The organism is Pseudomonas sp. TNT2022 ID642 (assembly GCF_028656995.1).
Classification (GTDB): Bacteria; Pseudomonadota; Gammaproteobacteria; order Pseudomonadales; family Pseudomonadaceae; genus Aquipseudomonas.
Map to the genome: position 1 here is coordinate 89,839 of NZ_JAMDGW010000002.1, position 22,457 is coordinate 112,295.

The 22,457-nt window shown below is 61.9% G+C and carries 10 protein-coding genes; 7 read left to right on the top strand and 3 right to left on the bottom strand.

Annotation, left to right across the window (positions count from 1 at the left end):
* Positions 1-201 precede the first annotated feature (201 nt).
* Both M5G26_RS03865 and M5G26_RS03870 read left to right on the top strand, forming a co-directional pair.
* Positions 202-13,197, top strand: a complete 12,996-nt coding sequence (locus M5G26_RS03865) for a non-ribosomal peptide synthetase (protein WP_273914483.1) — start codon at positions 202-204, stop codon at positions 13,195-13,197.
* A 229-nt stretch (positions 13,198-13,426) separates the two neighbouring features.
* Positions 13,427-14,239: an alpha/beta fold hydrolase gene (locus M5G26_RS03870; RefSeq protein ID WP_273914484.1), complete on the top strand. Its 813-nt coding sequence runs from the start codon at positions 13,427-13,429 to the stop codon at positions 14,237-14,239.
* Between the two features lie 81 nt (positions 14,240-14,320).
* Here M5G26_RS03870 and dsbG read toward each other — a convergent pair whose 3' ends face one another.
* Genes dsbG through dsbD form a run of 3 tightly spaced genes read right to left on the bottom strand, consistent with a single transcriptional unit; the run spans position 14,321 to position 17,681 of the window.
* Complete coding sequence (gene dsbG / locus M5G26_RS03875) at positions 14,321-15,091, bottom strand: thiol:disulfide interchange protein DsbG (RefSeq protein WP_273914485.1); 771 nt, start codon at positions 15,089-15,091, stop codon at positions 14,321-14,323.
* The gene (locus tag M5G26_RS03880; RefSeq protein WP_273914486.1) at positions 15,067-15,948 is read right to left on the bottom strand and encodes a TlpA disulfide reductase family protein; all 882 of its coding nucleotides are present in this window, start codon (positions 15,946-15,948) and stop codon (positions 15,067-15,069) included. The genes dsbG and M5G26_RS03880 overlap by 25 nt, the downstream gene beginning before the upstream one ends.
* Positions 15,948-17,681: a protein-disulfide reductase DsbD gene (gene dsbD / locus M5G26_RS03885; RefSeq protein WP_134176290.1), complete on the bottom strand. Its 1,734-nt coding sequence runs from the start codon at positions 17,679-17,681 to the stop codon at positions 15,948-15,950. The genes M5G26_RS03880 and dsbD overlap by 1 nt, the downstream gene beginning before the upstream one ends.
* Positions 17,682-17,834: 153 nt before the next feature.
* Between dsbD and M5G26_RS03890 the strand changes: the two genes are divergently transcribed.
* From M5G26_RS03890 to M5G26_RS03910, 5 genes are all read left to right on the top strand, one after another.
* Positions 17,835-18,515 (top strand): response regulator, encoded by a 681-nt coding sequence (locus M5G26_RS03890; RefSeq protein WP_007908710.1) that lies wholly within the window; start codon positions 17,835-17,837, stop codon positions 18,513-18,515.
* A complete protein-coding gene (locus tag M5G26_RS03895; protein ID WP_273914487.1) occupies positions 18,515-19,837 on the top strand; it encodes an ATP-binding protein in 1,323 nt (440 codons plus the stop codon). The genes M5G26_RS03890 and M5G26_RS03895 overlap by 1 nt, the downstream gene beginning before the upstream one ends.
* A gap of 208 nt (positions 19,838-20,045) precedes the next feature.
* Positions 20,046-20,531 carry a GNAT family N-acetyltransferase gene (locus M5G26_RS03900; protein WP_273914488.1) on the top strand — a complete coding sequence of 162 codons (486 nt, stop codon included), beginning with the start codon at positions 20,046-20,048 and terminating at the stop codon, positions 20,529-20,531.
* Between the two features lie 142 nt (positions 20,532-20,673).
* The gene (locus M5G26_RS03905) at positions 20,674-22,086 is read left to right on the top strand and encodes an aspartate aminotransferase family protein (RefSeq protein WP_273914489.1); all 1,413 of its coding nucleotides are present in this window, start codon (positions 20,674-20,676) and stop codon (positions 22,084-22,086) included.
* A gap of 83 nt (positions 22,087-22,169) precedes the next feature.
* Positions 22,170-22,394, top strand: a complete 225-nt coding sequence (locus tag M5G26_RS03910; RefSeq protein ID WP_150694221.1) for an MbtH family protein — start codon at positions 22,170-22,172, stop codon at positions 22,392-22,394.
* Positions 22,395-22,457: the final 63 nt, after the last annotated feature.

Below are 22,457 nucleotides of genomic sequence, written 5' to 3' on the forward strand. Positions count from 1 at the left end.
CCTATTGGCGATCCAGCCTGCCGACTAATTATTTCAAGACGTCATCCGTTCTCATTGGTGAATGGTTCCGGATACAGAGTCCCGGCCATACAGCATTCCCGTGCCTTGCGCGGTCGGCACAGACCGCGCCCTGCACGCCCTCGACGGGCGTGACGCAGCAACCCGATTCCACTAGCAAGCCGAATTCAGGCAGGAAACCTCATGACCGACGCGTTCGAACTCCCCAGCACCCTGGTCCAAGCCCTCCAGCGCCGCGCGGCCCTGACGCCGGATCGACTGGCTTTGCGTTTTCTTGCCGAAAGCGAAGAGCAGGCTGTGGTACTCAGTTATCGCGAACTGGATGAACGCGCGCGCACCATTGCCGCCGCGCTGCAAGCCGAGGCTGCGTTCGGTGATCGCGCGGTGCTGCTGTTTCCCAGCGGCCCGGACTACGTCGCGGCGTTTTTTGGTTGCCTGTACGCCGGTGTAATTGCGGTGCCGGCCTATCCGCCAGAATCGGCGCGCCGTCACCATCAGGAGCGTTTGCTGTCGATCATCGCTGACGCCGAGCCGCGCCTGCTGCTGACCAGCGCCGACCTGCGCGACGCCTTGCAACAGATCGAAGGCGCGCCACCGCTGTTGTGCGTCGACACGCTCGACCGCGCTCAAGCCGAAAACTGGGTCGAACCAAACCTGCCGCAAGATCACATCGCGTTCCTGCAATACACTTCCGGCTCCACCGCATTGCCCAAAGGCGTGCAGGTCAGCCACGGCAATCTGGTCGCCAATGAACTGCTGATCCGTCACGGTTTCGGCATTGACGTGAACCCCGACGACGTCATCGTCAGCTGGCTGCCGCTGTATCACGACATGGGCCTGATCGGCGGTCTGCTGCAGCCGATATTCAGTGGCGTGCCGTGCATTCTGATGTCGCCGGCGTACTTCCTCGGTCGACCTCTGCGCTGGCTGGAAGCGATCAGCGAGTACGGCGGCACCATCAGCGGCGGGCCAGACTTCGCCTATCGCTTGTGCAGCGAGCGGGTCAGTGAATCGGCGCTTGAGCGTCTCGATCTGAGCCGCTGGCGCGTGGCGTATTCCGGCTCCGAGCCAATCCGTCTCGACACCCTCGAACGCTTCGCCGAGAAGTTCACCGCGTGCGGTTTCAGTGCAGACAATTTCATGGCCTCGTACGGTCTGGCCGAAGCCACATTGTTCGTCGCCGGCACCCCGCGCGGCACCGGCATCCCGGTGCTGCGCGTCGACGATCAGGCATTGGCACAAAACCGCGCGGAGCCTGGCGAGGGCAGCCCGATCATGAGTTGCGGCATCAGCCAACCGGAACATGCGGTGCTGATCGTCGAACCCAATGCCCTCGTAGAACTGGCCGACAACGCCGTCGGCGAAGTCTGGGCCGCCGGCCCGAGCATCGCTCACGGTTACTGGCGCAACCCCGAGGCCAGCGCCAAGACCTTCGTCCAGCACGCCGGCCGCACCTGGCTACGCACCGGTGACCTCGGTTTTATCCGCAACGGCGAGCTGTTCATCACCGGGCGCCTTAAAGACATGCTCATCGTGCGCGGTCACAACCTCTATCCGCAGGACATCGAGAAGACCGTCGAGAACGAAGTGGAGGTGGTGCGCAAGGGCCGCGTTGCTGCATTCGCTGTCAATCAGGGTGGCGAAGAGGGCATCGGCATCGCCGCAGAAATCAGCCGCAGCGTGCAGAAAATCCTGCCACCGGAAGCGCTGATCAAAGCCATTCGCCAAGCTGTGGCCGAGGCCTATCAGGAAGCACCCAGCGTCGTGGTGCTGCTCAATCCGGGCGCATTGCCGAAAACTTCCAGCGGCAAATTGCAGCGCTCGGCGTGTCGCAATCGTCTGGCCGATGGCAGCCTCGACTGCTATGCGGTGTTCCCGTCGTCCGCAGCCGAAGCCCCAGAGTCGACCATCAGCGCATCCGAACTCGAAGCCCTGATCGGCAAGATCTGGGCCGAGCAACTCAACGTCAAACAGGTCAACGCCGACGATCACTTCTTCCTGCTCGGGGGTAACTCGATCGCCGCTACGCAAGTCATTGCCCGCGTTCGCGAAGAACTCGCTCTCGAGCTGAATCTGCGCCTGCTGTTCGAAGCCCCGACCCTGTCGGCATTCGCCGCGGCCGTGGCGCAACAGCAACAGGATGGCGGTAGCGCTCAAGGGGCAATCACCGCACTGTCGCGCAGCGAGCCGGTGCCGCAATCGCTGGCACAAAACCGTCTGTGGATCACCTGGCAACTCGACCCGCAGAGCAGCGCCTACAACATTCCCGGTGCCCTGCGTTTGCGCGGCGAACTGGATGAAGACGCCTTGCGCGCCAGCTTCCAGCAATTGATCGAGCGCCACGAATCCCTGCGCACACGCTTCTTCGAACGCGACGGCGTGGCCCTGCAACAAGTCGCTGCCGCCGAATTCAATCTGCAACTGATCGACATCAGCGACCTGCCGGCCCATGAGCGCGAGACCCGTGCGCAACAAATCCGCGAAGACGAAGCACGCACCCAATTCGACATGGAAAAAGGTCCGCTGCTGTGGGTGACGCTGGTGCGTCTCGACGACGAAGATCACCAGTTGCTGGTGACGCTGCACCACATCATCGCTGACGGCTGGTCGCTGAACGTATTGATCGACGAATTCTCGCGCCTGTACGCCGCCGCTTCGCAAGGCGCGACGGTCAACCTCGCGCCACTGCCAACCCAGTACGCCGACTACGGCAGCTGGCAGCGCCAATGGCTGGCGCAAGGTGAAGGCGAGCGGCAACTGGCGTACTGGAAAGCGCAGTTGGGCGACGAGCATCCAGCGCTGGAATTGGCCACCGATTACCCACGGTCCGCCAAGCAAACTCATAGCGCAGCACGCCATACCGTGCGTCTGGGCGCGAGTCTCAGCGATGCGATCCGCCACACGGCGCAGGCTCACCAATCGACACCGTTCATGCTGTTGCTTTCGGCATTGCAGAGCCTGCTGCATCGCTACAGCGGTCAGCGCGATATCCGTATCGGCGTGCCGAATGCCAACCGTCCGCGCCTGGAAACCCAGGGCCTGATCGGTTTTTTCATCAACACTCAAGTGCTGCGTGCGCAAATCGATTCGCGCCTGGCGTTTGTCGAGCTGCTGGCCCAGACCCGTCAAGCCGCACTCGGTGCGCAAGCGAATCAGGATCTGCCCTTCGAACAATTGCTCGAAGCGTTTCCGCAAGCCCGCGAACAAGGCCTGTTCCAGGTCATGTTCAACCATCAGCAACGCGACCTGAGCGCACTCAAGCGTCTGCCGGGTCTGCTCGCCGAAGAACTGCCGTGGCACAGCCGCGAAGCCAAGTTCGACCTGCAACTGCACAGCGAAGAAGACCGTAACGGTCGTCTGACCTTGTCGTTCGACTACGCCAGCGAACTGTTCGACGCCACGACTATCGAGCGTCTGGCCGAGCATTTCAGCAACCTGTTGCGCGACGTCTGCGAACGCCCGGAGCAAGCCATCGGCGATCTGCAATTGCTCACCGTCAACGAGCACGATCAGCAAAAGAACTGGAGCGTCGCACCGTGCACCCCAGCGCAACAGTGGTTGCCGGAACTGCTCAATGAACAGGCGCGTCTGACCCCGGAACGCACCGCGCTGGTGTGGGACGGCGGCAGCCTCGACTTTGCTGAACTGCACACGCAGGCCAACCGCCTCGCGCACTACCTGCGCGACAAAGGCGTCGGCCCGGATGTCTGCGTGGCCATCGCCGCCGAGCGTTCGCCGCAACTGCTGATCGGCCTGCTGGCGATCATCAAGGCCGGTGGCGCCTACGTGCCGCTGGACCCGGATTACCCGGCGGATCGTCTGGCCTACATGCTCAACGACAGCGGCGTCGAATTGCTCCTGACCCAGACTGAATTGCTCGAGCGTTTGCCGGCCAGCGATGGCGTCAGCGTGATCGCCATGGACGCGTTGCACCTGGAAAACTGGCCGAGCCAGGCACCGGGTCTACACCTGCACGGCGACAACCTCGCCTATGTGATTTACACCTCGGGTTCCACCGGCCAGCCGAAAGGCGTCGGCAACACCCACGCTGCTTTGGCCGAACGTCTGCAATGGATGCAGAACGCTTACGCGCTCAATGACACCGATGTGCTGATGCAAAAGGCACCGATCAGTTTCGATGTATCGGTGTGGGAGTGCTTCTGGCCATTGATCACTGGCGCACGCCTGCTGATCGCCGCCCCGGGTGAACACCGCGATCCGCATCGCATTGCGCAGCTTGTGCAAGCGTACGGCGTGACCACGCTGCACTTTGTGCCGCCGCTGCTTTCGCTGTTCATTGATGAACCGCTGAGCGCCGAATGCACCAGCCTGCGCCGGGTATTCTCCGGCGGTGAAGCTCTGCCGGCCGAACTGCGCAACCGCGTCCTCGCGCAACTGCCCGCGGTGCAATTGCACAACCGTTACGGCCCGACTGAAACCGCGATCAACGTCACCCACTGGCATTGCACCACCGCCGATGGCGAGCGCTCGCCGATTGGCCGTCCGCTGGGCAATGTGATCTGCCGCGTTCTCGATGCCGATCTCAATCCAGTGCCGGCCGGTGTGCCGGGTGAGTTGTGCATCAGTGGCATCGGTCTGGCCCGTGGTTACCTCGGTCGTCCTTCCTTGACTGCTGAGCGCTTTGTCGTCGATCCGCTGGGCGAGCAGGGCGCACGTTTGTACCGCACTGGCGACCGTGCGCGCTGGACCTCCGACGGCGTGATCGAATACCTCGGTCGCCTCGATCAGCAGGTCAAACTGCGTGGCTTCCGCGTTGAACCGGAAGAAATCGAAGCGCGTCTGCTCGCCCAGGACGGCGTCGCCCAAGCCGTGGTGCTGGTGCGCGAAACCGCTGCCGGCGCACAGCTGATCGGCTACTTCACCGCGACTGATGCCAGTGAAAATCCTGACGAGCAAAGTGCTCGCCTGAAAGCCGCGCTGGCCACCGAGCTGCCGGAATACATGGTCCCGGCGCAACTGATGCGTCTGGATGCAATGCCGCTAAGCCCAAGCGGCAAACTCGACCGCCGCGCCTTGCCCGAGCCGCAATGGCAAGTACGTGAACATGTCGAGCCGGTGACTGAACTGCAACAACAAATCGCAGCGATCTGGCGCGAAGTGCTCGGTCTGCCTCAAGTCGGTCTGCGCGACGACTTCTTCGCCCTTGGTGGCCACTCGCTGCTGGCCACGCAAATCATCTCGCGTACTCGTCAGGCCTGCGACGTCGAGCTGCCGTTGCGCGCCTTGTTCGAGCACAGCGAACTGGCTGATTTCGCCGAGCAGATCCGCCTGATCCAGGCCAGCGGCCGCACCAATAAACAGCCGCCGATCGACAAGGTCGACCGCAGCCAAGCGGTGCCGTTGTCGTACTCGCAACAGCGCATGTGGTTCCTCTGGCAGATGGAGCCGGACAGCCCGGCGTACAACGTCGGCGGCATGGCGCGTCTGCGTGGCGTGTTGCATGTCGAGCGGTTCGAGGCCGCACTGCAAGCACTGATCCTGCGTCACGAAACCCTGCGCACCACGTTCCCGAGCGTCGACGGTGTTGCCCGTCAACAGGTGCACGCCGAGACGGGCGTGCGCATGGGCTGGAAGGATTTCTCCAAGTTCGCCGCTGATGTGCGCGAGCAAAAGGTTCAGCAATTCGCCGACGAAGAAGCGCATCTGCCGTTCGATCTGGAAACCGGCCCGCTGCTGCGCGCCTGCCTGGTGAAAACCGCCGAGCAGGAGCATTACTTTGTCCTGACCCTGCACCACATCGTCACGGAAGGCTGGGCAATGGACATCTTCGCCCGCGAACTCAGCGCGCTGTACGAAGCGTTTGTCGATGACCGTGATTCGCCGCTGGAGCCGCTGCCGGTGCAGTACCTCGACTACAGCGTCTGGCAGCGCAACTGGCTGGAATCCGGCGAGCGTCAGCGTCAACTCGACTACTGGACCGCGCAACTCGGTCGGGAACATCCGCTGCTGGAGTTGCCGGGCGATCGTCCGCGTCCGCCGGTGCAAAGTCATCAGGGCGAACTGTTCCGTTTCGACCTCAGCGACGACCTTGCGGCGCGGGTTCGTGCCTTCAACGCGCAACACGGTCTGACCCTGTTCATGACCATGACCGCCGCGCTCGCCACATTGCTTTACCGCTACAGCGGCCAGACCGATCTGCGCATCGGTGCGCCAGTGGCCAACCGCATCCGCCCGGAAAGCGAAGGGCTCATCGGTGCCTTCCTCAATACGCAAGTGCTGCGTTGCCAGCTCGACGGCATGATGTCGGTCGGTGAACTGTTCGAGCAGGTGCGCCACACCGTGATCGAAGGCCAGTCGCATCAGGATCTGCCGTTCGATCATCTGGTTGAAGCCTTGCAGCCGCCACGCAGCGCCGCGTACAACCCGCTGTTCCAGGTGATGTGCAACGTGCAGCGCTGGGAATTCCAGCAGAGCCGCATGCTCGCCGGCATGACTGTCGAATATCTGGCTAACGATGCGCGGGCGACCAAGTTCGACCTCAACCTGGAAGTCACCGACCTCGACCATCGCCTTGGTTGCTGCCTGACGTACAGCACCGATCTGTTCGACGAGCCGACCATCGCGCGCATGGCCAAGCATTGGCGCAATCTGCTGGAAGCGCTGATCGCCGATCCGCAACAGCGTCTAAGCGAATTGCCGCTGCTGGACGCTCCGGAGCAACAGCAACTGCTCGACAGCCTCGGCGTCGAACCGGGTGAGCGTCGTCTCGACCAGTGCATCCATCACCTGTTCGCCGAACAAGCGCTGGCGCGCAAAGACGCACCGGCCCTGACTTTCGCCGGGCAGACCCTGAGCTACGCCGAACTCGACGCCCGCGCCAATCGTCTGGCCTGGGCGCTGCGTGAGCGCGGCGTCGGCCCGCAAGTACGGGTGGGTCTGGCGCTGGAGCGTTCGCTGGAAATGGTCATCGGCCTGCTGGCGATTCTCAAGGCTGGCGGCGCCTATGTGCCGCTGGACCCGGAATACCCGCTCGACCGTCTGCATTACATGATCGAAGACAGTCGTATCGGTTTGCTGCTCAGTGATCGCGCGATGTTCAAAGCCCTCGGTGATCTGCCGCCGAGCGTGGCGAGCTGGTGCCTCGAAGAAGACAGCGCAGCACTCGCTGATTATCCAGCGACCGAGCTGCCATTTATCAGCCTGCCGCAGCATCAGGCCTACCTGATTTACACCTCGGGTTCGACCGGCAAACCGAAAGGCGTGGTGGTCTCCCACGGCGAAATCGCCATGCACTGCCAAGCCGTGATCGAGCGTTTCGGCATGCGCCCGGACGATTGCGAGCTGCACTTCTATTCGATCAACTTCGATGCGGCGACCGAGCGTCTGCTGGTGCCGTTGCTCAGCGGTGCGCAGGTGGTGTTGCGTGCGCAGGGTCAGTGGGACGCGGAAGAAATCTGCGGTTTGATCCGCACGCATAAAATCAACGTGCTCGGTTTCACCCCGAGCTACGGCAGCCAGTTGGCGCAGTTCCTCTCGACGCAAAATGAAATCCTCCCGGTGCGGATGATCATCACCGGCGGCGAGGCGTTGACCGGTGAACACCTGCAACGGATTCGCGCGGCGTTCAAACCGGCGATGTTCTTCAACGCTTACGGCCCGACGGAAACCGTGGTCATGCCACTGGCCAGTCTGGCGCCGGAAGTGTTGGAAGAGGGCGCCGGCAGTGTGCCGATCGGCAGCGTGATCGGCGCGCGTGTCGCCTACATTCTCGACGCCGATCTGGCGCTGGTGCCACAAGGTGCGACCGGTGAGTTGTTCGTCGGCGGCGCCGGTCTGGCGCAGGCTTATCACGATCGCCCGGGCATTACCGCCGAACGTTTTGTCGCTGACCCGTTTGCCACTGATGGCGGGCGCATGTACCGCACCGGCGATCTGGTGCGCCAGCGTGCCGATGGTTTGGTGGAATACCTGGGCCGGATCGACCATCAGGTAAAAATCCGTGGATTCCGTATCGAACTCGGCGAAATCGAAACCCGTCTGCTCGATCATGATTCGATCCGCGAAGCCGTGGTGCTTGCACTCGATGCACCAAGCGGCAAACAACTGGTCGGCTATCTGGTGACTGAAGTCGCCGAGCAAAGCGAAGCCAGACAGGCTGAACTGCGCGACGCGCTGAAGGCGCACCTCAAGGCACAATTGCCGGATTACATGGTGCCGACCCATCTGATTCTGCTGGCGAGCATGCCGCTGACCGCCAACGGCAAACTCGACCGCCGCGCGTTGCCGGCGCCGGATCCTGAGTTGAATCGTCAGGACTACGTTGCCCCAAGTAATGAGCTGGAACAGACCCTGGCGCAGATCTGGTGCGAAGTGCTCAACGTCGAGCAGGTCGGCCTCAACGACAACTTCTTCGAACTCGGTGGCGATTCGATTCTGTCGATCCAAGTGGTCAGCCGCGCACGGCAGCAGGGCATTCATTTCAGCCCGCGCGATCTGTTCCAGCATCAGACGGTGCAGACTTTGGCCGCTGTGGCCAGCCGCACTGAGCAGGTCACGGCCGAGCAAGGTCTGGTGGTTGGCGAGTCGCGCCTGACGCCGATTCAGCACTGGTTCTTCGACACTGAAATCCCTGAGCGTCAGCACTGGAACCAGGCATTGTTGCTGGAGCCAACCGTGACCCTCGAACCGCATCGTCTGGAGCAGGCGTTGTTGGCGGTGATCGAGCAGCATGACGCCCTGCGTCTGCGCTTCACCGAGGCCAACGGCGGGTGGCAAGCCACGCATCAACCGATGTCCGAAGCCGCCGTGCTGTGGCAAGTGCGCGTCACCTCGATGGACAAGTGCGAAGCGCTGTTCGCTGATGCGCAACGCAGCCTTGATCTGCAAAATGGTCCGCTGGTTCGCGCCTTGCTGGTCGACGGCCCTGAAGGTCAGCAACGCCTGTTTATCGCGATCCATCACTTGGTGGTCGACGGCGTGTCGTGGCGCGTATTGCTCGACGATGTGCAAACCGTTTACCGCCAACTCGACGCCGACCAAGCGGTGAAACTGCCAGCGAAAACCAGTTCCTTCAAAGACTGGGCGGCGCGTTTGCAGGCCTACGCCGGCAGCGAATCCCTGCGCGAAGAACTCAACTGGTGGCAAACCCAACTGGCCGGCCCGAGCGCTGATCTGCCTTGTGAAAACCCGCAGGGCGGTCAGCAGAATCGTCACGCACAAACCGTTAGCGTGCGTCTCGATGCCGAGCACACCCAACAACTGCTGCAACAGGCGCCAAGTGCCTACCGCACGCAGGTCAACGACCTGCTGCTGACCGCGCTGGCCCGCGTGCTGTGCCGCTGGAGCGGTCAGCCGTCGGCGCTGATTCAACTGGAAGGCCACGGCCGTGAAACCCTGTTCGACGAGATCGACCTGACCCGCACCGTCGGCTGGTTCACCAGCGCTTATCCGCTGCGCCTGACCCCGCACAACATCGAAGAAGCCGCCGGGCAGGGCGCTTCGATCAAGGCGATCAAGGAACAACTGCGCGCCGTGCCGCACAAAGGCCTGGGCTACGGCGTGCTGCGTTATCTCGCCGATGACCTCAGCCAGCGCAGCATGGCCGCGCTGCCGCATGCGCCGGTCACGTTCAACTACCTCGGTCAGTTCGATCAGAGTTTTGGCAGCGATTCGCTGTTCCGTCCGCTGGACGAGCCGGTCGGTGCCGCCCACGATCCGCAGGCGCCATTGCCGAACGAGCTGAGTATTGACAGTCAGGTTTACGGTGGTGAATTGCTCCTGCGCTGGACCTTCAGCGCCGAGCGTTACGAGGCGCAGACCATCAACGATCTAGCCGATGCTTATATCGGTGAGCTGCAAAGCCTGATCGCCCATTGCCTGCAAGACGAGGCCGGTGGCCTGACCCCGTCGGACTTCCCATTGGCCAAGCTGACTCAGGCGCAACTCGATGCCCTGCCGGTGCCGGCCGCGCACATCGAAGACGTCTATCCGCTGACGCCAATGCAGGAAGGCATGTTGCTGCACACCTTGCTCGAACCGGGCACCGGTCTGTACTACATGCAGGATCGCTACCGCATCAACAGCGAACTCGACCCCGCGCGTTTCGCCCAGGCGTGGCAAGCGGTGGTCGCCCGGCACGAAGCGCTGCGCGCGTCGTTCTGCTGGAACGTCGGCGAAGACATGCTGCAAGTGATTCACACCCCGGGTCGCACGCCGATCGAGTATCTGGACTGGAGCGCTATCGCTGAAATCGAGCAGGAACCGCAGCTGCAAGCCTTGCTGAAGAGCGAGCGCGAGGCCGGTTTCGATCTGCTCAATCAGGCGCCGTTCCACCTGCGTCTGATCAAGGTCGGCGCAGCGCGTTACTGGTTCATGATGAGCAACCACCACATCCTCATCGATGCCTGGTGCCGCTCGTTGTTGATGAATGACTTCTTCGAAATCTACACCGCCATGGGTGAGGGGCGTGAAGCGCTACTCGCCGTGCCGCCGCGTTATCGCGATTACATCGGCTGGCTGCAACGTCAGAGCCTGGCTGAAGCGCGGCAGTGGTGGCAGCAGAACCTGCAAGGGTTTGAGCGCACCACGCCGATCCCGAGCGACCGTCCGTTCCTGCGTGAACACGCCGGTGAAAGCGGCGGCATGATCGTCGGCGACCGCTACACCCGCCTCAATGTCGAGGACGGTGCGCGTCTGCGGGAACTGGCGCAGGCCCATCAACTGACCATCAACACCTTCGCCCAAGCGGCGTGGGCCTTGGTCCTGCGGCGCCTGAGCGGTGATCGTGACGTGCTCTTCGGCGTCACCGTGGCCGGGCGTCCGGTGGAAATGCCGGAAATGCAGCGCACGGTCGGCCTGTTCATCAACAGCATCGCCCTGCGGGTGAAGATGCCTGAGGATGATCAGCGCAGCAGCGTGCGTCAGTGGCTCAGTGCTTTGCTCGACAGCAACATGCAACTGCGCGAGTACGAATACCTGCCACTGGTGAACATCCAGGAACAAAGCGAACTGCCGAAAGGCCAACCGCTGTTTGACAGCCTGTTCGTCTTCGAAAACGCCCCGGTGGAAGTCTCGGTACTTGATCGCGCGCAGAGCCTGAATGCGACCTCGGACTCGGGCCGTACGCACACTAACTTCCCGCTGACGGCGGTGTGCTACCCGGGCGATGACCTCGGTCTGCATCTGTCCTACGACCAGCGTTACTTCGACGAATCGACCATTGAACGCATGCTCGGCGAGTTCAAGCGTCTGCTGTTGGCCCTGGTCGATGGTTTCCATGGCGACATGGCCGACCTGCCGCTGCTGGGCGTTGATGAACAGGACTTCCTGCTCCACGGTTGCAATCAGAGTGCCCACGACTATCCACTGGAGCAGAGCTATGTTGCGCTGTTTGAAGCGCAGGTCGCTGCGCATCCGCAGCGTGTCGCTGCGACGTGCCTTGATCAGCAACAGAGCTACGCCGAGCTGAACCACAACGCCAACCGTCTCGGCCATGCGCTGGTCGCTGCGGGTGTGCAGATGGATCAACCGGTGGCCTTGCTCGCCGAACGTAACCTTGATCTGCTTGGCATGATCATTGGTAGCTTCAAGGCTGGCGCGGGTTATCTGCCGCTGGATCCGGGCCTGCCGAGCCAGCGTCTGCAACGCATCATCGAATTGAGCCGCACGCCGGTGCTGGTCTGCTCTAAAGCATGCTTTGAACAGGCGCAGACTTTGCTCGATGAATTCAGCTGCGCCAATCGACCGCGCTTGCTGGTGTGGGAAGAGCTTCAGGCAGCGGCAACATCGGCGCACAACCCGGGGATTTACAGCGGCCCGGACAACCTCGCTTACGTGATCTACACCTCGGGCTCCACCGGCCTGCCAAAAGGCGTTATGGTCGAGCAGCGCGGCATGCTCAATAACCAGTTGAGCAAGGTGCCGTATCTGCAACTGAACGAGGCCGACGTGATCGCCCAGACCGCTTCGCAAAGCTTCGATATTTCGGTCTGGCAGTTCCTTGCCGCACCGCTGTTCGGCGCACGGGTGGACATCGTGCCGAACATCATCGCCCACGATCCGCAAGGGTTGCTGGTGCATGTGCAGGCGCAGGGCATCACCGTGCTGGAGAGCGTGCCGTCGCTGATTCAGGGCATGCTCGCCTCGGATCGCCTGAGCCTCGATGGCTTGCGCTGGATGCTGCCGACCGGTGAGGCGATGCCGCCGGAGCTGGCGCACCAATGGCTGCTGCGTTACCCGGACATCGGGCTGGTCAACGCTTATGGCCCGGCGGAATGTTCCGATGACGTGGCGTTCTTCCGTGTCGACATGGCCTCGACGCGCGGCAGTTACTTGCCGATCGGCACGCCGACCGACAACAACTTGTTGTACTTGGTCGACGGCGCGCTGGACTTGGTGCCGTTGGGCGCGGTGGGTGAGTTGTGCGTGGCGGGCACGGGCGTCGGTCGCGGTTATGTCAGCGACCCGTTGCGCACCGCGCCGGTGTTTGTGCCGAACCCGTTCGGTGCGCCGGGCGAGCGTCTGTATCGCACCGGAGACCTGGCGCGACGTCGCAGTGATGGCGTGCTGGAGTACGTCGGCCGGGTCGATCACCAAGTGAAGATTCGCGGTTATCGCATTGAGCTGGGCGAGATCGAAGCGCGCCTGCATGAACAGCCGGAAGTGCGCGATGGCGCGGTCGCTGTGCAGGAGGGCGTCAACGGTAAACACTTGGTCGGTTATCTGGTTGCGGCCGATTCAGCACTCAATCCGAGCGAACGCCTGGAGCGGATCAAGCAGCGCCTGCGCGCCGAACTGCCAGAGTACATGGTGCCGCTGCACTGGTTGTGGCTCGAGCAAATGCCGCTGAATGCCAACGGCAAACTCGATCGCAAAGCCTTGCCGGCACTGGAGATTGGCCAGTTGCAGAGCCAGGATTACCTGGCCCCGCGCAATGATCTCGAGCAGACGCTGGTGGACATTTGGGCCGAGGTGTTGAAGGTCGAGCAGGTCGGTGTGCGCGACAACTTCTTCGAGCTGGGCGGGCATTCGTTGCTGGCCACGCAGATCGCCTCGCGCGTGCAGAAAACCCTGCAACGTGATGTGCCGCTGCGAGCGATGTTCGAGTGCAGCACGGTGGAGGAATTGGCTGAGTACATCGATGGACTGGCGGCGAGTGATATCACCGAGGAGAAGGTTGATCGGTTGAATGATCTGATGGCGGAGCTGGAGGGGCTGTAGTTTTTTCGGTGTCTGTACGGCCTCATCGCTGGCAAGCCAGCTCCCACAGTAATCGAACATGATCACAAATTTTGTGTTCACTCTAGAACCTGTGGGAGCTGGCTTGCCAGCGATGGCGTCAGTGCATTCAACACATTCAACAGGAACATTTTTAGACATTTGCCCGATTGACGATCAGCAACCGGCAGCTCAGTCTGCCGGTTCTCTTTTTTACCGCGCAGGTGAATCGATGCCCTTCTTCACAGTTGACGGACAAGCGCTGCATTACCTTGATCAAGGCTCCGGTCCGGCGGTATTGCTGGCCGGCAGTTATCTGTGGGACCAGGCCATGTGGGCGCCGCAGATCACCGCGTTATCGCCGCATTATCGGGTGATTGCGCTGGATCTGTGGGGCCATGGCGAATCGGGACGGTTACCTGAGGACACTACATCTCTGGACGACATCGCCCGTCAGGCGCAAGCCCTGCTCGATCATCTGGATATCGACCGCGTCACGCTGGTTGGCCTATCGGTCGGCGGCATGTGGGGCGTACGTCTGGCATTGGCGGCACCGCAGCGGATCAACGGTCTGGTGCTGATGGATACTTACGTCGGTGTCGAGCCTGAGCCTACACGTCAGTACTACTTCTCGCTGTTCAAGCAGATTGAGGAAACCGGCGAAATCTCCGAGCAATTACTGGATATCGTCGTGCCGATTTTCTTCCGTCCGGGGATCGATCCGCAGTCGGCGCTGTATCAGGATTTCCGCGCGAAACTGGCGGCGTACTCGTCGGATCGGCTGCGCGAAAGCATCGTGCCGATGGGACGTATCACCTTTGGTCGTGATGACTTGTTGTCACGGCTGGGCGAATTGAATGCCGCGACCACGCTGGTAATGTGCGGCGATCAGGACAAGCCGCGACCACCGTCGGAAGCGCAGGAAATGGCTGAGTTGATCGGTTGCCCGTGGGTGTTGGTGCCGGAAGCGGGGCATATCTCCAATCTGGAGAATCCGCAGTTTGTCACCGAGGCGTTGTTCGCTTTCCTGGCTGACCGCCGTTGAAAAGATCGCAGCCTGCGGCAGCTCCTACAGAAAACGCTTTCCATGTAGGAGCTGCCGCAGGCTGCGATCTTTTGATTTTGCTTATTTAGGCCCGAGAATCTTCACCAACTTGTCCGGCGAAGGCGCGCCTTGTTGCTGTTGCAACTCACCCTTGTCATCCATGTAGAAAATCGCCGGCGTGGCCTGCAACTCCAGGTCCTCCATCAACTGCATGTTGGCCGCCAGTTTGCTCTGCACGGCCACCGGAATCTCTTTCAAGGCTTTGAGCGAGCTGCCCTTGCCAGCCTTTTCGTGATCTTCCAGCGCCTTGACCGGATCTTTCGCCGCCAGCAGCGCCGCCGACTTGCCCGGGCTGTCCTCGCGAATAATGCCGACCATGATGTGCCGCAACTGCACCTTGCCGGCCTTGACCCACGGCCGCGCCTGTTCCCAGAACATGTTGCAGTACGGGCAGTTCGGATCGCTGAACAGGTACACCGTGCGCGGTGCATCCTTGTTGCCGTCCTGAATCCAGTTGCTCGCCTCGAACTTGGCCCAGGTTTCCTTGGCCATCGGCGCGTAGACCATTTTTTGCAGTGGCTCGCTGCTCAGGTCCTTGCCGTCGGCGTCGTACATATTGCCGAGAATGACGTGTTTGCCATCCGGGGTCAGGTACAGCGCCATGCCACGGTTCTGATACTGCGCCGCGTAACCGCGCAAGCCATCGGGGGCATCGAACTGGCCGACGATTTTCGCGCCTTTGGCTTCGATCTGCTTGATCGCCGCAGGCAATTCTTCAGCGGCCTGCACCGACGGCAAGTGCAGCAGGGCGCTGCCCAGAGTCAGCGTCAGCAGGTGGCGGAGGCGGGGCATGGCAGTTTCCTTGCAGAGGTGGCCGGTGCGGTGGCCGGGTTTGAGTTCGGGGTCGGGGTGTCGAAGTTTTCCAGCGCGCGCGCCAGGCTGGCGTTCGATAGCTCACCAAGGTGACTGCTCAGCAGCCGACCATCAGGGCTATAGAACAGCGTAGTCGGCAAAGCCATGGAACCGACGGCCTGACCCAGCCGACCGCTGCGGTCGAACAGCACGTTGTTGAGGCTCAGGCCCTGGGTTTCGAGAAACGTCGCCACGCTTTGCATGCTTTCGGCCTGATTGACGAACAGGAAGGTCAGGTCGGGTCGTTGCTGCTGGGCATTCTCAAGGACTGGCATTTCGCGCCGACACGGTGGACACCAGGTCGCCCACAGATTGATCACCAGCGGGCCGCCCTGATAGTCGCTGAGCTGGATGGTTTCCCCCTCCGCATTGCGCAGGGAGATGTCCGGCAGTCGGGTGCCTTGTTCATAGATATTCAGCGACAGCGTCGCCAACAGCCAGAACGCCACACCGCTGGCCACACCAAAACCCAGCGGGCGACGCAGACCCGGACGACGCCAGCCGCGATACAGTGCCGCGAGCAACAGCACGATCACCCCCGGCCAGGCGAGGAAACCGCCGTCACGCAAGTCGATGATCTGCCACGGGTCATTGCGATAGTGCGACCAGTACAACAGCACAAAGGCAATCCGCGCCGCGAGCATGCCCAGCAGAAACAGACTGAACAATGCCGACTCGGGGTTATCGCCGCCACGTTTGGCCACCCGCCAGCCGATAAAGGTCGCCAGCGCCAGGGCACTGATCAGCAGCAGATGATTAAGCGCGATGGCAAAGGTGCCGAGGGTTAGAGTCAGCATTAGTTGGCGTCCCGGGTGGTGGCCCAGCGTTGCAGAAACGTCTCGGCATCGACTTCGCCGGTGATGCGCTGGCTGCGGCGTTCTTCGCCGTCGGTGCCAATCCAGACGAAACTCGGTGGCCCCGGCACTTTGTAGCGGCTGAGCAATTCACGGCTGGCAGCGTTGTCAGCGGTGACATCGAGCCGCAGCAGGCGCACGTCGCTCAACGCCTGCATGACCTTGTCCTTGCCGAATACCTGTTTCTCCATGACTTTGCACGACACGCACCAGTCGGCGTAGTAATCGAGCAGCACCCACTGACCCTGAGCCTTGGCGGCATCGAGTTCGCGTTGTAGCGCCGCCGGTTCCTTGATGGTGGTGAACGCGTCATGCGCCGATGGCGCCGCCGTACTGGCGCGGCCGGCACTGTAGACCTGCAACGGCTGATACGGATCATCGCTGCCGCCCGCCGCACCAATCACCAGCAAACTGCCCCACAACCCGAGTAACAGCGAGGTTGCGCCGAACAACTGGGCAACGCGGCCAAAACCTTCGGACTGTTTCCAGGCGCAGAACGCGGCGATCAACAGCAGTGCGCCGCACAGGCCCAGCCACAACGAAGCGTCCAGTACCGGGCGCAACATCAACAGCGCGGTGGCGAGGAAGAGGAAACCGAACACGCCTTTGAGCAGGTTCATCCACGCACCGGGTTTGGGCAGGAAGCGATTGCCCACGGTGACCAGCAACAGCAACGGCACACCAATGCCGATGCCCAGCGAGAACAGGATCAAGCCACCGTGCAGCGCGTTGCCGCTCTGCGCGATATACAACAACGCACCGGCCAGTGGCGCGGTCATGCACGGGCCGACCAGCAGACCGGACAAGGCACCGAGCACCCCGGCGCCGATCAGGCTGCCACCGCTGCGACTGCGCGAAGCGTGTTCGAGGCGGTCGCGCAGGGCCACCGGCAATTGCAGTTCAAAGAAACCGAACATCGGCAAGGCCAGCACCACGAAGATCGCGGCGAACGTGCCGAGCAGCCAAGGGTTCTGCAACCACGCCTGCAGATTCGCACCAAGCAGCGCGGCGATCACGCCCATCGCCGCATACACCAGCGCCATGCAGATCACATAGCTGCCGGCCAGCGCGAAACCGCGACGCGGGGTGGCACCACTGCCGACCACCATGCCAGCCAGAATCGGCAGCATCGGCAATGTGCAAGGCGTGAATGCGAGCAACAGTCCGAGGCCGAAAAATACCAACAGGCTCCAGCCCAGCGCCCGTTGTTGCAGGCTGCTGGCCAAGGCCTGATCCGGTGCTTCTGCACCTGCGGCCACCGCGGCCTTGCCGCCCAGGTCAATGACCCGGGTTTGCGGCGGATAGCACAGGCCCGCATCGGCACAACCCTGGTAGCTGACTTTGATCTGGCCTGTGGCGGTTGCCGGAATTTTCACTTCCAGCCCTTGGCGATAGACTGGTTGTTCACCGAAGAACTCGTCGCTGTGGGATTCGCCTTCAGGGAGTGTCGGCTGCTGTGCTGCGCTCAGTCCGTCGAATTTCAGGCGTTTCTGATACAGGTAATAGCCGTCGGTGATTTGCCAGAACAGCTGGGTTTCACCGGATTCCAGACGTTCGGAGGTGAGTACGAACGCCTTGTCGACCGGCAGAAACTCGGGTTTGGTATCAAACGGATTGTTCCCCGCCTGGGCCAGGCTGGAAATCAGCAGAGCAAACAAAAGAAAAAAATGACGCATGGAGGAGCCTTGTCCCTGTGCAAGTGAGGTGCACAATGGGCGGTGGCGATTAACCGATGATTAACCGCCACGCCCTTGTCGCTGTGACGTTCGGGGCATAATGTCAGCTTAATCGGCCAACTGCCTAATCGGCTTTTTTCTACGGGACTCACCATGCACGTACTGGTTTGCGAAGACGATGAGCTGATTGCCAGTGGCATCGTTGCCGGCCTGACGGCTCAAGGGCTGACGGTCGAGCACGTCAACACCGCGTCGAAGGCGCGGGCGATGCTGAAGGTCGCCGAATTCGACGTGATGGTGCTCGATCTCGGTCTGCCCGACGAAGATGGCCTCAAGTTGCTGCAACAGTTGCGGCAGAGCGGCCTGGAGATTCCGGTGCTGATCCTGACCGCGCGCGACTCGGTCACCGACCGCGTTGACGGCTTGCAGGCCGGGGCTGACGATTACCTGCTCAAACCGTTCGATCTGCGGGAACTGTTCGCCCGCCTGCAAACCTTGTTGCGCCGTGTCGCCGGGCGCAGCGTCAACCTGATCGAGCACGGCGCGCTGACCTACGATCCGAGCAGTCGCGAAACCACGCTGGCCGGGCAACCGGTGGACCTGTCGCGCCGCGAGCAATCGCTGTTGCAGGCGCTGCTGCACAATCGTGGCCGGGTGCTGTCCACCGAACAGTTGAAAGACAGCGTCTACGGCTTCAACGATGAACTGGAAAGCAACGCGCTGAACGTGCACATCCATCACCTGCGCAGCAAACTGGGCAAAGGCATCGTCGAAACCGTGCGCGGTCTGGGCTATCGCCTTGGCCCGGCCGACGGTGGAGATCAAGGCAAGTGATGAGTCTGCGACTGCGCCTGAGCCTGACCCTCGGCGCTGCATTTGCGCTGATCTGGGCGCTGGCGGCGGCCTGGATGCTCAGTGACTTGCGCAATCAGATGATGTTTTCCCTCGACCAGCGTCTGGTGGCCTCAGCGCGCATGGTTGCCGGGCTGCTGGAGCAGTTGCCGACGCTGCCAAGCAAAGGCGAGGGCACCCATTTCAGTGCCGAACAACTGAATATCCCCGGTGGCATGGCCTGTCAGGTCAGTTCCTTGCGCGGGGAAATTCTCGCGCGCAGCCACAACAATCCCGAACAAGCGCTGGAAGCCGAGAAAATGGGCTTCCACGACCAGATGATCGACGGTGCACCGTGGCGCAGCTTCACCCTCGCCCGGGGCGATGTGCGCATTACCACCGCCGACCGGCAGATCGAGCGCGAAGCCCTGAACATGTCGATCCTGCTGGCGGCGTCGGTGCCGGTGGGTGTGGCGTTGCTCGGCTGTCTGTGTCTGTTGTGGCTGGGCATTGGCCAAGGTCTGGCGCCGCTCAACCGTCTGCGTGAAGCACTGATGCGGCGCAATGCCGATTCGCTCGAGCCGTTGCAGATTCAGACCTTTCCCAGCGAATTGAAGCCGCTGCTCGAAACGCAGAATCAGTTGTTCCAGCGTATCGGCAAGACCATTGAGCGCGAGCGCCGCTTGACCGGTGACGCGGCGCATGAATTGCGCAGCCCGCTGACGGCGATCAAGACCCACCTGCAAGTCGCGCGCATGACCGACGGCAATGCCCGCGATCAGTCGCTGGCGCGGGCCGAGGAGGGCGCCGATCGCTTGCATCGCACCCTCGAGCAATTGCTGTTGCTGGCGCGGGTCGAGGGCAGCCTGTCATTCGATGACGGCTCGCAATGCAGCGCCGAGCAAGTGGCACGCCTGGCGATTCAGGACGCCACGGGTGGCGAGCGCCTGCGCATCAAACTGCAACTGCCAAGCGAGCTTTCCGCTGCAGCGCTGCAGATGCCGGCCGTGCTGTCGATTGCGGCGCTGCGCAATCTGCTCGACAACGCCCTGCGTCATACCCCCGAGGACTGTGCGGTCGAGCTGAGCCTGGAAACCATTGGTAACCGCGTGCGTTTTGTCGTGCGTGACCATGGCCCGGGGATCGCGCCGGATGATCTGCAGCACCTGACGCAACGCTTCTGGCGCAACGGGCAAAGCACCGGTTGCGGCCTCGGTCTGGCGATTGTTCAGGCGATCGTCCAGCGTTGCGACTGTGCCCTGCATTTCGACAGCCGCCCGGATGGCCTGCGGGTCGAGCTGACCATGCCGTTGCAACCTGTCTGATTCCAGCACAGCCTGTGTAGGAGCTGCCGAAGGCTGCGATCTTTTGATTTTGTTTTTCAGGATCAAGATCAAAAGATCGCAGCCTTCGCCAGCTCCTACAGGAAATCGCGCCAGACACATCAAATGTAACCTCTCGACGTTCGCTATCCGCTTGGCCTGGGCGTAAGGTCAACGCAGCTTTGACTCAATGGATTGAGGGAACTGCGCCATGGAAGCACCCATCTGCATTCGTCCGGCCGTCCTGGCCGACGCCGGTATCATCAGCCGCATCATCGAACGTTCGATCCGCATCGGTTGTGCACTCGATCATCGTAACCACCCGCCACTGGTCAGTGACTGGATCGGCCAGCAGTCCGCCGACTTCATCAGTGCCCGGCTCGCCGACCCGCACTTTTATCTATGTCTCGCATTGTTGGCCGACAAACCGGTCGGTGTCGGCATGGCTCAGGCCAGTGGCGACATTTCGTTGTGTTACGTGCAGCCGGAATCCTTTCGGCGTGGCGTCGGGCGGTCGCTGATGCAGGATCTGGAGGGCTGGTTGCGGATTCGCGGTGTTGTTCTCGTTACCCTCAAAAGCACGCGCACCGGCCGCGCTTTTTATCGGCGTCTGGGTTATCGCGAGTCTGCGCCGCCCTTCGAATACCAAGGCTTGCAGACCCTGCCCATGCACAAGCCGTTGGCATCGCCGGTCTGACAACTCGATCACGGGCTAAATCCTCGGGCCCCTTAAGCGTTTCCAGAACAGGAAAACCTGCAAGTGCGCCCCGTGATCGGAATGCGCACCTGTCCGGTGTGCTGTTTTGGTCACTATCCATAGCCAATTGAGGGGTCGAGAGATGTCAGTCGCCACCAGCCTTATCGAAGAGTCGTCGGCTCGGGTTACTTCGGCGCCGGCCGAAACGTTGTACCAGTTCAATGAATCGCCATTGCTGGCCCGTCAGGCCCTCCAGGAATCCAACGCGCGCAGCTATCCGCGGCGTATTCCATTGGCACTCAAGCGTGCCAAAGGCCTGTATGTCGAAGACGTCGAAGGCCGCACTTTCATCGACTGCCTGGCCGGTGCCGGCACGCTGGCGCTGGGGCATAACCACCCGGTGGTGATCGAAGCGATCCAGCAGGTACTGGCCGATGAATTGCCGCTGCACACCCTCGACCTGACCACGCCGGTCAAGGATCAGTTCGTCCAGGACCTGTTCGGCCTGCTGCCATCTGCCCTCGCGGCTGAAGCGAAAATCCAGTTCTGCGGCCCGACCGGTACCGATGCCGTGGAAGCGGCATTGAAGCTGGTACGCACGGCGACCGGGCGCAGCACCGTGCTGTCGTTCTCCGGCGGTTACCACGGCATGAGCCAGGGCGCGCTGAGCCTGATGGGCAGCCTGGGGCCGAAAAAGCCGTTGGGCGCCTTGCTCAGCAATGGCGTGCAGTTCATGCCGTTCCCGTATGACTACCGTTGTCCGTTCGGCCTCGGTGGCGCAGCAGGCGTGAGGGCTAACCTGAGTTACCTGGAAAACCTGCTCAACGACCCCGAGGCCGGCGTGCAATTGCCCGCGGCGGTGATCGTCGAAGCGGTGCAGGGCGAGGGCGGGGTGATTCCGGCAGACATCGAGTGGTTGCGCGGCTTGCGCCGAATCACCGAGAAGGCCGGTGTGGCGCTGATCGTCGACGAGATCCAGAGCGGGTTCGCCCGCACCGGCAAGATGTTTGCCTTCGAACACGCCGGTATCACGCCGGATGTGGTGGTGTTGTCCAAAGCCATCGGCGGCAGCCTGCCGTTGGCCGTGGTGGTCTATCGCGACTGGCTCGACACCTGGCAACCGGGCGCGCACGCCGGCACCTTCCGTGGCAATCAGATGGCCATGGCGGCAGGTTCTGCGGTGATGCGTTATCTGGTTGAACACAAGGTCTGCGAACACGCCGCGGCCATGGGCGAACGCTTGAGCGAGCACCTGCGCATCCTGCAACGTGATTTCCCGCAACTGGGCGATATTCGTGGTCGTGGCCTGATGCTCGGGGTCGAACTGGTCGAACCGAACGGCACGCCGGATGCGCTCGGTCATCCGCCGGCGTTTGCGCGACTGGCGCCGCTGGTGCAGCGCGAATGCCTCAAGCGTGGCCTGATTCTGGAACTGGGTGGTCGGCATGGCGCGGTGGTGCGTTTCCTGCCGCCGCTGGTGATCACTGCTGCCGAAATCGACCGTGTCGCGGAAATCTTTGGCCGTGCTTTGGCCGCCGCAACCGCAGCGCTGTAATTTTTTCGCCGCGCCGAACGTTCTTTCTACATACCCGGCTGCACCTCTCGTGCAGCCCACCCTTACAACGATGGAGAACCAGCATGACGTCAGTATTCGACCGCGAGGACATCCTCTTTCAGGTCGTGGTCAACCACGAAGAGCAATACTCGATCTGGCCGGACTACAAAGCCGTGCCGCAAGGCTGGCGTACCGTGGGCAAGAGCGGCCTGAAAAAGGAATGCCTGGCCTACATCGAAGAAACCTGGACTGACATGCGTCCGCTGAGCCTGCGCCAGAAGATGGAAGCCCAGGCCGCCGCGCAATAAGCGGCCGGGCAAAAAGAAACCCGCTGGACTGGTGACAGTCAGCGGGTTTTTTTTGCCAGCAAA